Annotated in this window: 11 protein-coding genes and 4 pseudogenes; 9 read left to right on the top strand and 6 right to left on the bottom strand. The window is 65.9% G+C overall.

Translation table 11 applies throughout. The features are described from left to right. Nucleotides 1-201: 201 nt before the first annotated feature. Nucleotides 202-843 carry an imm11 family protein gene (locus AAFN86_RS29290; RefSeq protein WP_347547253.1) on the bottom strand — a complete coding sequence of 214 codons (642 nt, stop codon included), beginning with the start codon at nucleotides 841-843 and terminating at the stop codon, nucleotides 202-204. A 244-nt stretch (nucleotides 844-1,087) separates the two neighbouring features. On the opposite strand from AAFN86_RS29290, the pseudogene AAFN86_RS29285 reads away from it, so the two are divergent. Beyond that, nucleotides 1,088-1,207, top strand: a pseudogene (locus AAFN86_RS29285) (IS110 family transposase); the annotation flags it as partial. Between the two features lie 73 nt (nucleotides 1,208-1,280). Here AAFN86_RS29285 and AAFN86_RS29280 read toward each other — a convergent pair. Continuing rightward, nucleotides 1,281-1,838: pseudogene (locus AAFN86_RS29280) on the bottom strand (transposase); the annotation flags it as partial. A 1-nt stretch (nucleotide 1,839) separates the two neighbouring features. Here AAFN86_RS29280 and AAFN86_RS29275 point away from each other — a divergent pair. The 5 genes and pseudogenes from AAFN86_RS29275 to AAFN86_RS29255 form a co-directional block, all read left to right on the top strand. Further along, nucleotides 1,840-2,406, top strand: a pseudogene (locus AAFN86_RS29275) (transposase); the annotation flags it as partial. Between the two features lie 497 nt (nucleotides 2,407-2,903). Further along, nucleotides 2,904-3,434, top strand: a complete 531-nt coding sequence (locus AAFN86_RS29270) for a hypothetical protein (RefSeq protein ID WP_347547252.1) — start codon at nucleotides 2,904-2,906, stop codon at nucleotides 3,432-3,434. Beyond that, nucleotides 3,427-4,458 (top strand): hypothetical protein, encoded by a 1,032-nt coding sequence (locus AAFN86_RS29265; RefSeq protein WP_347547250.1) that lies wholly within the window; start codon nucleotides 3,427-3,429, stop codon nucleotides 4,456-4,458. The genes AAFN86_RS29270 and AAFN86_RS29265 overlap by 8 nt, the downstream gene beginning before the upstream one ends. Next, on the top strand, nucleotides 4,430-5,056 hold the full coding sequence (locus AAFN86_RS29260) for a hypothetical protein (protein WP_347547249.1): 627 nt from the start codon (nucleotides 4,430-4,432) through the stop codon (nucleotides 5,054-5,056). The genes AAFN86_RS29265 and AAFN86_RS29260 overlap by 29 nt, the downstream gene beginning before the upstream one ends. 166 nt (nucleotides 5,057-5,222) lie before the next feature. Beyond that, complete coding sequence (locus AAFN86_RS29255) at nucleotides 5,223-5,426, top strand: hypothetical protein (RefSeq protein WP_347547247.1); 204 nt, start codon at nucleotides 5,223-5,225, stop codon at nucleotides 5,424-5,426. Between the two features lie 173 nt (nucleotides 5,427-5,599). Here the strand turns inward: AAFN86_RS29255 and AAFN86_RS29250 are convergent, their stop codons facing one another. From AAFN86_RS29250 to AAFN86_RS29240, 3 genes are all read right to left on the bottom strand, one after another. Next, entirely contained in the window at nucleotides 5,600-6,016 is a 417-nt protein-coding gene (locus AAFN86_RS29250; RefSeq protein ID WP_347547246.1) for an META domain-containing protein, read from the bottom strand. A 35-nt stretch (nucleotides 6,017-6,051) separates the two neighbouring features. Next, the gene (locus AAFN86_RS29245) at nucleotides 6,052-6,594 is read right to left on the bottom strand and encodes a hypothetical protein (RefSeq protein WP_347547244.1); all 543 of its coding nucleotides are present in this window, start codon (nucleotides 6,592-6,594) and stop codon (nucleotides 6,052-6,054) included. Nucleotides 6,595-7,145: 551 nt separating this feature from the next. After that, complete coding sequence (locus tag AAFN86_RS29240; protein ID WP_347547242.1) at nucleotides 7,146-7,952, bottom strand: helix-turn-helix domain-containing protein; 807 nt, start codon at nucleotides 7,950-7,952, stop codon at nucleotides 7,146-7,148. A 152-nt stretch (nucleotides 7,953-8,104) separates the two neighbouring features. Between AAFN86_RS29240 and AAFN86_RS29235 the strand changes: the two genes are divergently transcribed. The 3 genes from AAFN86_RS29235 (at nucleotide 8,105) to AAFN86_RS29225 (ending at nucleotide 11,094) form a co-directional block, all read left to right on the top strand. Continuing rightward, nucleotides 8,105-9,496 (top strand): phosphatase PAP2 family protein, encoded by a 1,392-nt coding sequence (locus tag AAFN86_RS29235; protein ID WP_347547240.1) that lies wholly within the window; start codon nucleotides 8,105-8,107, stop codon nucleotides 9,494-9,496. 138 nt (nucleotides 9,497-9,634) lie between these two features. Next, nucleotides 9,635-10,102 (top strand): nuclear transport factor 2 family protein, encoded by a 468-nt coding sequence (locus AAFN86_RS29230; RefSeq protein WP_347547239.1) that lies wholly within the window; start codon nucleotides 9,635-9,637, stop codon nucleotides 10,100-10,102. 224 nt (nucleotides 10,103-10,326) lie between these two features. After that, a complete protein-coding gene (locus AAFN86_RS29225) occupies nucleotides 10,327-11,094 on the top strand; it encodes a tripartite tricarboxylate transporter substrate binding protein (protein WP_347547236.1) in 768 nt (255 codons plus the stop codon). Here the strand turns inward: AAFN86_RS29225 and AAFN86_RS29220 are convergent. Continuing rightward, a pseudogene (locus AAFN86_RS29220) lies at nucleotides 11,089-11,277 on the bottom strand (IS110 family transposase); the annotation flags it as partial. The gene AAFN86_RS29225 and the pseudogene AAFN86_RS29220 overlap by 6 nt on opposite strands.

Here is an 11,277-nt window from a genome sequence, read left to right as displayed (position 1 = left end):
CGATTTCGAGCGGCATTGCCGCATCGCTGCCGCCTTTGTCCGCATGGCCATGATCCGCATCATGCTGCGGCGCCTCGCCGCAACGCCCTCAATGTGAATCCAAACTTCCCGGATGGGCTCTGAGAGTGCATCCTACACGAGCCCAACGAACCAGTCACACCAAGGGCGCGGTGCCACGCCGATGCTACACGGCGCGCCCGCTTACTCCTCACGGACGGGGTAATAGTCTAGGCCGCGGAAGTTCCTGACGCGGAACTCTTCCGCGACCTGGTCGGAGATGAAAATTCTTCTGTGAAACTGAAAATGGCCGCGCCAAAGGTGATGGCCGGCGACAATCTCCCGGTGTAGGACGACCTCGCTGAAGGGTTCGCGATAGCCGCGGCCACCAGTCAAATCGAGCTGCACGAGCGGCGGGCCTCCGATCAATCCCGGGTGTACCGAGACGCGCGACCGCTCGAGCCAAACCGCGTCTAGCATGCAGCCGACGTTGCAATAGTAGAACGGCGTGTCAAGGACGCGTCCGTCGGTGCGCAGAATTGGCTGGTTGCCGCTTTTGCGACTGATGGTGACGGGGAAGAACTCGTGAACGCCGGGCTCCAGAGCTTCAATGATCGATTTCGCCTCGGGCGCCATGCCTAGGCAGGGCATCGGGCCGAGATGGAGGAAGTCGGGAATGATCTTACGTTTTCCACACAAATGAAAATGTTTTGGAAAAGTTTCTGGATCATAATTCGGGATTTCAAATCCTGGGTAAGTATGTTGGTAGATTTCATCATTTTTGGGGAAAGATTCTGTTTGTGCAGACCATGTGTGAAGTGTGGTAAGAGCGATATTCATGGCCATTGCGATTTCTCCATTCTATTATTCAAAAGTGATGTAGGAAAAACCCGATTTGGAGCATGAAGGACGAAGCGATCTCCATTTGCAAGTTGGGACGCTCGGATAGCACGAGAAAAGCGGCTGCTTGGTCTGGCTTGATCGCCGCGTGGGCTCGCGGTGCCGGAGAAGTACACCTCCATCAATCCCGCTTGCCGCGGCCATGTCGGCGGCAACGCGCACGGCCTGCCCATCGCCTTGCCCGTGACCGCTGAGCGTCGCCAAGCGCCGGGGCATGGCACGCGCACGCGTCGCGGTCGCCAACAAGTTGGCCGCGATCCTACACCGCATGTGGGTCGATGGTGGCGAGTTCCGCTGGGGCAAACAGCCCATGCCGCCGGCGGCTGGTCGTGTCCCAACGCGTGGTGTAGGAGCGAGGCTCCCTGGCGGGTTGGGCCGCCGTGTCAGGCGGTCACAGCGGACAGGCTGACGTGGGGAGTGTCGCGGACGGCGCCGATGGTTTCCAGGGTCATGTAGCGCGCCCGTTGGGTGGCCCATTCGTCGGACTGCTCGAGGAGAATGGCGCCGACGAGGCGGACGACGGCGGCCTCGTTGGGAAAGATGCCGACGACATCGGTGCGGCGCTTGATCTCGCCGTTCAGCCGCTCGATGGGATTGGTCGAGTGCAGCTTGGGCCGATGCGCGGCGGGGAAGTGCATGTAGGCCAGCACGTCCTCCTCGGCGGCGTCCATCAGCGTGGCGAGCTTGGGCACCTTGGGGCGGAGCTGGTCGGCGAGGGTCCGCCACTGGGCGTGCGCGGCGGCGGCATCTTCCTGGGCGTAGGCGGTGCCGATCCAGGCCGAGACGATCCGCCGCTGGGCCTTGCCCGCGTGCGCCAGGGCATTGCGGGCGAAGTGCACGCGGCAGCATTGCCAGGTTGCGCGCAGCACCCTGGTCACCGCCACCTTCAGGCCTTCGTGGGCATCGGAGACCACCAGCTTCACGCCAGCCAGGCCGCGCCGCTTCGCCGCGCAGCGCCTGATGGAGTTGGAAGTTGGCGAGGTGACTGGCGCCGCCCATGGCGAGCGCAGCCCGGACCGCCTGGTGCAGCGCAATGGCTATCGGGATCGCGACTGGCAGACCCGGGCGGGCACCGTGGAACTGCGGATCCCGAAGCTCCGGCGCGGCTCCTACTTCCCAGCCTTCCTGGAGCCCCGCCGGACGGCGGAGAAGGCGCTGACGGCGGTGATCCAGGAGGCCTATGTCCAGGGCATCTCGACGCGCTCGGTGGACGACCTGGTGCGCGCCATGGGGATGGAGGGGATCAGCCGCAGCCAGGTAAGCCGCCTGTGCGCCGAGATCGATGAGCGCGTGCGCGACTTCCTCGCCCGCCCCATCGAGGGTGACTGGCCCTATCTCTGGCTCGACGCCACCTATGTGAAGGTCCGCGAGGCCGGGCGCATCGTCCCTGTCGCCGTCACCATCGCGGTGGGCGTCAACGCCGATGGCCGGCGCGAGGTGCTCGGCATGGCGGTCGGCAGTTCGGAGGCGGAACCCTTCTGGCTGGACTTCCTGCGCACCCTGATCCGCAGCAGCCGGGTCCGGCCATCGATCTGCCAGGCCTCTCGCGCGTTGTGGGCATTGGCATGCTCATCGCTGACCAGCCCCTGCCTGATCAGGGACTTCGCCACGGTCTGTCGCGCGCCTGCAGGCAGGCGTTCGGGCGGGATCGCCAGGCGGTCACCGTGCTGGCTGGCCTGGCTGAGGATCACGCGCTGGGTGTCGGACAGCTTCGTCATCGTCGGGCTCCGGTTCCGCACCCGATGATCCGGGTGCTACCAGCCCGAGCCCCGCCGATTGAGCCTCAGAGGGGCAGCGCGGCATCTTCCGCGTGCATGACCATTCGCTCCGAAGCAGCGCGAAGCCAAGCGAAGACCTGCATCACGCTGGCGCGACTTTTTTTGGCACCACTTACTAGCGGCGCTCTCAGAGACGTCTAACTGTCAGCGCCGCCGGCATTGGCCAATGCGATTGAAGTCACTGAAACCGATGCCGTATCGTACCAAGAGCGGGATTTGGAGAACGGCATGACCAAGACCTTCTTCTCATCCGAGGAATGCCAGGCCGCCCTGGACGTTGCCCTGGGGTCCGCCGAGGCCGGACAGCGCGGCGCAATGGCGAGCGAGGTCGCCGCGGCCCTCGTGCGCGACATGGCTCATGACGCGCGAGCCGGGGATGCCGACGCCTTCGAGGTTAAACTCGGCCACTGGGCGATCCGGGATGATGAGATCAACCTGCTCGATCTCATCAAGGACAGCGTGCTCGCCTATCTTGAGACCAAGCCAGGTGCGGTCGTTTCGCTCGCTGTGACGGTGGCGCGCCAGCTTCTTGCGCTCTGGCGCAAGGGTGTGCGGCTGACGCCTGAGACGGCGCAGACACTGACGGAGTTGCGGCGCGTTCGCGGACCGCGAGAACTGGCGGAAATCGCCGGCGCGCTCGGTTGGGAGGAGGGCAAGACCCAGACGGCATTGGACTGGTTATCGGCAGCGCCCGCCAGGGCCGGCGCCGTGAAGCTTGCCGAGAAGCTGCCCGACGCGCGGTGGGTTTCCTATGCCTGATGCCGTGGTCAGCCGCCGTGCTTGCTGGCCGGCGCTGTTCGACCGGGCGAGCGGCCTCGTCTACGTGAACGCCGAAACGGCACGATGGCAGGCATTCACAGGGGCCTGGAGCACGGGCCAAGCGCCGCCTGGCAGCCGCACCTTCTACGGCCGATTGTCGCACGAGATCTACCACTACGCGCAGTTCTTCGCCTGCGGCTTCATGACAGGCATCTGCCAAGACCACTTCGCCACGGTAAAGAAATCCACGCCGCGACTCCCCGATTCAGCGAGTCTTGCGGCGTTCCTGGCAGCCCCCCAGCCGCGGCCCGGGGGGCTCGACGCGATCAATGGATTGTTGCGACAGCGCGGCCCGACCGGGCTGATGCCGCTCAACATCATCGAGGGCTGCGCGCGTCTCTTCCAGGCGCGCAGCGAGCATCCCGGGCTGCTGCACGGCAAATACCTGTTGGAACTCGCGCGCGCGCCGGCCCTCTATTCTCCTTTCTACCACGAGGTCGCAACGGCGCTTGGCGCCCGCGCCCTGACCGAGACCCTGTTTCTGGGCGCCGTCGCGCTGGAATACATGGCCCCGCAGCAGGTCGCTCCGCTGCTGGTCGCACTTCGCCGGGTCGGTGCCGGCGCCATTGGCTCGGCCGATCTGCACGTTGCGCGCGAAGCCCTGATCGAGGCTGTGCGAGACCTCGAGCCCGTCGACCATCTCGGCTCGGCGCTCACCCTGGCCGAAGCGGGGCGCCTCGGCCATCCGCTGCTCGGCGAGCCATGGATATACGGCGGCTCGGCGAACTGGCACCGCGACATCCGCGACGCGGCCTGGGGACTTCGTCCGTCACTGCAGGCGGATTTCCTCGGCCATGCCGAGGTGCTCCTGAACGATGCGATCTGGACACCGCGCCACCGTGACGAGGAGGCGCTCTCGGGCATCGAAGCGCGCGAGATCTTCGCCCGCATCGCCTTGCATCTGGCCGGCACCGGAGAGGTAGAGGAGGAGAGCGATGTTCAGCCAGCAGAGCCTGGTGCTTGATGTCCAGAGCTTCGACGACTCAACCGCGGATCGTATGGCAACCCTGCTCTCAGGCCTGTCGGAGCGACCAAGCAAGGCGCGCGAGCTGCGTTCCGGCGTCCTGATCTCCTTCGAAAAGCTCGGCGTCAACAACCCTGCGGCCGATCCGCGCACGCGTCACTTCCTGCGGCGCCTCCTCCAGGGCTTCGCGGGTGTCGGGTATTTCCTGCATGGCGATCCGCCGACCTACCACCTGCGCGACATCTCGCTTGCACTCGCCTTCGCCAATGCCGTGAAAGGCCCGCCCATGGGTGACGATTTCGTCCGTGTGCATCAGAGCCTGCTGATGGGTGCGCTGGAATTCGCGCAGTCCGTGGCTGATGACGCGCCCGAGCTTGACGAGGTCTATCTCGTCAACCTGCTTCCGATGGTCATGCCGCCCGACGTGCGTCGGCGTGCGATGCGCGCGCTGCTGCCGGCGCTGCTGATGTCGCGCGACGGTGACCGGATCCGCAAAGCTTGCGTGACGGAAGCGGAAGCAGTCTGGGGCCAGAAGCTTACCGAGTTCCCGAGCTTCGAGGCATTTGCTGCGGCGTACCAGCGGGCGACCAACGCCTAGCAGGCTGCTGAAATTCCCTCTCGCGACTGGCGCCGGATCGTGATTCGCTCGCCCTATGGGGAAGGGGCGAGATCGAGACGCGCGGCAAGGACGAGGTGCGGGGTTCGCTGTTCAGCTACGTCGATCTTGAGCAGCGGATGCGTCCCGACCACCTGGGGTGACCAACTTGCTGGATGTCACCATCAATGGCGCGTGGCAGGGGGATCTCGCCCAGGCCGCGCTCGCCTCTTCGACGCGCTTTATCGAGCTCGATGCTGCGGCCTGGTCCAACAACACCATGCAAGTCATGGCCAGGAACATCTCGCCGGCGACCTTCGATCTCGGGGCTGCCACGCTGTCAGCGCAGGTGACGAAGCGGGGCGTGCCGTGAACCGGATGGCGGGTGCGGCTCCGTCACGCTCGCACGCGCCTCCGACCATGCGGCCGACCTGGTGGGCACCAGCGGGTTCGCCGCTAGCCCCACCACCACCCTCGATCTGCCCCACCGTGCGGCGTCTCCGGCGGTCCCCGCGCTTGAGGGTTCGGGTCCCGAAATTGAACTCATTATCTCTCCGCGGGCGGCCGTGGTGCCAGACGCATGATCGGCGTTCCGCCGTCGTCTAGCAACAAAACCGCCCCACTCTGATCTGGACGCCAACTCCGCACCGCGGCCAAGGCAACGAAGATGGCCGCTTCACTCTCTTGATCCCAACAGGCCATTCGTGTCGTCACGTCCACCGAGAGTCTGAGGGCTTGCGTATCAGGGTCGCCAATGACGGTGCCGCGGAACGTATTGCAAGCGCCTCGCCCCGAAACCGTGCTGCCCTGTAGCCGCAGCCAAGCGCCGACATCGGCCGCCATCGGCCTTCCGTCGACCTCTACAATGTTCCAGCCGATGCCGCGAATAGTCCCTGCCTTGGCAAGCACCGGAGAGACGACTACCGCGGCAGCGACGAGCGCCGCTTTTCCTAGCTTCAACATGACAATGTTCTCCTGTGAGGGCGACTGGTTACCGGTCAGGTTCCAGCGGGGGCTTTCACCGACAGGCTAAGGATGAGGCGCAGATCGCCGACCCAGTTCTGAACCTGGCCCACGTCTTGATTATCGAGGTGGGGTAGCAGGGCGTTCGGCAGAACCTGCACGCTCCAATTGCCGATCGGAGAGATGTTGTTGAACCGGGCGTGGGCCATCAACTCGCCGTTCTCCACATCGACCATGCGGATGCCATCGAAGCGGAAGGATCCGCCGGTCGCCCACTCGATCCGCCCGCTATCACGCAGCGGGTTGGCTTCCGACCAGGGTCGGCGCGGAAGCCCGAGTTCAGCATTCACCCGGACGGCGTGCCGGTAGGGATTTGCGGTCCAGGCATCGACGTTGGAAGAGATGAACTGGAGGCCAACGGCGTGCAGGCGCGGCTCTTCAAGGCCCTCGAAGTGAGCTGCCGTGAGCTCGAACGTCTGCTTCTGGCTGATGTTGGTGGGCGTATATCCGCGGCAGTGGAATAGGTTTCGTGCCGGCCATCCCGTCCTTGCCGATGAACGCGGGTTGCCGCAGCACATCCGACCGCTCCATCAGCCGCGGCGCGATGAGAGGGATGCCCGCATCATGATCAAAAGTCTCCAGGCGGCGGACTTCACGGTGCGCAGGAAGATCGTCCGGGCGAAGTCCCGTTTCGTGCCGCGGCAGGGCGACTACCATGGCAGAACGAGCCCTGCCTTTACGCGGTGCGCGCGAGCGCTACCGGCCACTAGCAGGGGGCACGCGACCAGCCGACGTTCGAGGCAACTGCCCGCCCCGGAGCGGGGGAACTCCGCCATAGTGCAGCGTACCCAAAGGCCTTTTGAATGCACGTATCGACGTGCCCAGCCTCCTAGGGAGGCGATCTACGAGCACTTCTGCGGCAGCGTTTTCCGCTGGTCTACGGCAGCGTTCTCCGCTGGCAGCAGCAAACAGGCAGGTCCGCCATTCTTGCAGGTGAGCGTCAGGCGCCGGGCGACAGCGCTGATCGACGCCACAGTGAGCGGGGCGCGGGCAGGCAGGCGTTGCGTCTAGGTGTAGCGCCTCGCCGAGCAACTCCGAGCGCCATGATGCTGATGAGGCTGGGCTCCTGCTACAGCGCCGCCGGCCGCGCGCGCGTGATCTGCAGTTTCGACATCGCGCTACGCCATGGCGTGCGCCGCTCCAGCGCTAGGTTCTCGGTCGCGATCGTCGTACAGACCATTTCGGTCGCGCGCGCGGCCCAGCCACGGCCTCCGCGCCCGGCCAGCGGTTCACGCAGCACAAGGAGCACGACGCCGCTTGTGTTCTGCACCAGCGAGAGGATCGCGCAGCCCCCTTCGATCCGGCCAGACAATCGTAGCGCGCTGTCCCAACACTGCGTAGCAGCGGCCTCCGCGCTGAGCAACACCACTTCGTGTGCGCCGCCCAGTGCTATTGCCAGGTCATCCGTTGCCCGCCGGGCGCACGCCGCGTCTTGCGGAAAGGCGATTGCCAGTGGATGCAGCACTACCGGCGTGCCGGGCGCGGGCTGTGTCGATTCCGGCCGGGTTCGCGCTGCACGTAGCGTCACTGAGGGCCGCTCCCCGAAGGCGCGGGTATAGGCGATCGCGAAGCGCCCAGGATGCTCAAAGCCGTGTCGGCTGCCGGCCGCCAGCACCGATGGTGCTTGGTTTGCGCACAACGTCTGCCGCGCCCCAGCCAGTCGTAGACGCTCGACGGCCATGCGCGGCGAAAGCTTCACGTTGCGCGCAAAATGCCGCTGCAGCGTCCTCGGTGACACGCCGGCCGCCGCCGCCAGCGCCGGCAGACTAATCGCTTCGCCAGGCTCCCGAGTTAGCGCTGCGTGCGCCAACTCCAGCGCCCGACCGACGCAGCCCCGCGCTTCGCTCAGGCGCAGATCCTTGGCTCGCCTCGCCATAGCCGCCTCCTGATCCTGCGGCATCATACCACAACCGGAAGATTCGCGGAGAAAGATGACGCATCGCGGACAGGGTGACGCAATCCGGACAGAACCAAGCAGCATCGGGGCGCATCATCTGCTGATCAAACAATCCAGGAAGGAATTACCGGATGCGTCCGATCCGCGCCGTCGCCGCGCTGGGACTCGCAGCCATGGTCGTCTCCCTGCCCGCACATGCCGCCGAGCCAACCGCGCCGGTGTCACCAGGTGCGGGCACCTGGCGCACCTGGGTGCTCAGCTCCGGCAGCCAATTCCGCCTACCGCCGCCGCCCGACGCCACGGCAACTCAGGCTGAACTGGCGCAACTCCGAGGCATGGTCGGGCAGCGTGATGCCGTGGCGCGCGAGCGCATCGCCTGGTGGGATGCCGCCGCACCCTCCTATCGCTGGAATCAGATCGCGACGGAGGAGTTGCTGCGGGCCAACGCACGGTCGAATGACGCCACACGTCATCTCGCGCTGCTGCACACGGCGCTCGCCGATGGGATGATCGCGACGTGGGACAGCAAGTACGCCCACAATCGTCCGCGGCCGGCCGCGGCGAATGCCGAGTTCCAGACTGCGATCGCAACGCCGCCCAGTCCTTCCTACCCGGATGAGCATGCCGTGGCGGGCGCCATTGCGGCCGCAGTCCTCGGAGAGGTGTTCCCGCAGCGCGCGGCAGAGTTCGCGCGATTAGCGGCGGAGGAAGCGCAGACGCGCCTGATCTCTGGCGTCGCCTTCCCGAGCGATGTCGCGGCCGGCAACACTTTGGGTCGCCAGGTCGCTGCGATGGCGCTGGAGCGCGGTGCGCGCGATCGGTCCAACGAACCCTGGACAGGCAGCGTGCCGGCGACACCGGGAAGCTGGACCGGGACAAGCCCAGCCGTCCCACAAGCCGCAAATTGGGTGCCCTGGATGCTCACGTCGGCAAGCGAGTTCCGCCCTCCGCCCCCGACGGCACATGATTCTCCAGAGCGTGCCGCTGAATTGGCCGCGGTGCTGGCATTCCAGCGGACGCCAAAGACCATTTCTGACGCATTCTTTTGGGAGTACGCCGTTGGTGGCCAACGGAACTTCCAATATTGGGGCGCCCATATGGGGCGGCTCCTGTTGGAGTATGGACAGGCCGCCAACGCACCACGCGTCGCGCGTGCCTATGCGCTTTACCAGGCCGCAATCTACGACGCGGGTGTCGCGTGCTGGGATGCGAAGTACACCTATTGGACGATTCGCCCGGGCCAACTCGATCTGACGTTCCGGACGCTTTTCGCGACGCCCAATCACCCAAGCTATCCGTCCGCGCATTCCTGCTTCTCGCTGGCGGCAACGACGGTGCTCGGTCACTTCTTCCCGCGCGATACGGCTGCGCTCGTTGTGCTCGGTCGTGAAGCAGGCGAAGCACGAATCTGGGCCGGCATCCACTATCGGAGCGACATCACCGCTGGGCAAATGATCGGTGAACGGGTCGCCGGCCGGGCAATCGAGCGTGCGCGCGGCGATGGCGCCGACGTCGCACCTTAGATGCTTAGTCCGGGCATTCGTTATGGCGGCCCCCCCCGATTGGGCCAAGACGTTCCGTCTGAATTGCACGATTAGCAGCCGGAGCGACCCGGAAAATATGCCGTGCCTCAGCCACCGCAATGGATGGAGAAGGCTCTCATGAACATCATGCGCAGGACTGGAGTGGTCGGCCTCGCTGCAATGGCGGTTGGCTTACCGCGTGGGATCGCCCATGCCGCCGCCCCGGCAGAGGCGCGACCACTGTTCGAACGGTTCGTGGCGTCACAAAACGCGCATGACGCGACAGCCGTCGAGGCAATGCTGTGGAACTCGCAGGACTTCCTTTGGATCACGCGCGGTGCGGCGATCTGGGGCCGCGAGGCGGCGACGGAGCGGTTCCGCGCCCTCTATCGCGGCACATGGCGGCTGGAGCCAGAGATGGCGCAGTTCCGTGCCATGTCGCTGGGTGAAGGGACGGCGCAACTCTTCGTCCCCGTGTTGTTCACCATCGGCGCGGCCGGCCAGCCTGCGCAGCCGGCGCCGTTCCTGATGAACCAGGTTCTCCGCCGCGACGGCAGCGCCTGGCAAATCGCCAGCATCATGCCGATTGCGCTGCCGCCGAGCTAGCGCAGCGCATTCGCTGGGAATCGGGAAGCGACGTGAAGTAGCGCGCCCGATACGACCGCAACCGACCATCACGCGAGGCACCGATGGCCAGCGCAGTTGTCACGACCCGCCGGGGCGCCATCGCCCTCAGCGGCTGTCTTGCTGGCGGCTTGGCGTTCCCGCCCTGCGCGGAAGCGCAGGGCGCCGTCGCGACCGCTCCACCCTGGCCGACACGACCGATCCACTTGGTCGTCTTCGTCGGCGCAGGCAGCAGCGGCGACGTTATTGCCCGCATCGTTGCCCAGCCGCTCACTGCGGCGCTGGGCCAGCCGGTCGTCGTGGAGAATCGCCCTGGCGCCGGCGGCACGATCGCGGCCGATGCCGTAGCAAAGGCCTCGCCGGATGGCCACACACTTGTCCTCTCGAACATCCAGCCACACGCAGTCGCGCCTGCGGTTTATCCGAACGTCCCCTACAATCCGATGCGCGACTTCATGCATGTCGCGATGGTGGCGGAGGTGCCGCTCGCCCTCGCCGTGTCCGCCCAGGGACCGCTGCAGGATCTGGCGCAGTTCGTTGCCCTCGCCCGAGTGACGCCAGGCGGCCTGCGGGTCGGTACCAACGGCAACGGCTCCTCAGCGCATGTCACCACCGCGTTGTTCGGTCGCCTCGCTGGCATCGACCTCACGCACGTCCCCTATCGCGGCTCGTCAGCGCAGGCAGTGACCGATGTAATCGGCGGTCGGATCGAGGGGGCGATGCCTTCGCTCGGCGATGTTGGGCGCAATGATCGGATGCGCGTGCTCGCCATCGCGGCGCCGCAGCGTCTGGCAGGTTGGCCCGAGGTGCCGACCTTCCGCGAAGCGGGCTACCCGGAGATGGTCGTCAGCGTCTGGTTCGGTATCTCCGCACCCGCCGGACTACCAGACGCAATTGCCGACCGGCTGCATCACGAAATCCAACTCGCATTGGCTCGACCGGAGCGACCGTCTTGTTTGACAAGCGTGTCATAGGGGGCTCCGCCAGGGTGTCCTGGTGTGCAGGATGGCGTTGAGGATGGTGAGGAGCCGGCAGGCGCAGGCGATCAGGGCGAGTTTCTTGGGACGCCCCTTCAGCACAAGGCCGTCGTAGACGGCCTGGAGAACAGGGTTGCGCCTGACGCCGACGAGCGTGGCCATGTAGAGCGCGTTGCGCAC

It is taken from the genome of Roseomonas sp. CAU 1739 (genome assembly GCF_039839775.1).
Taxonomy (GTDB): Bacteria; Pseudomonadota; Alphaproteobacteria; order Acetobacterales; family Acetobacteraceae; genus Neoroseomonas.
Note: the sequence above shows the minus strand (reverse complement) of the source record. Positions and strands in the feature narration are given on the sequence as shown.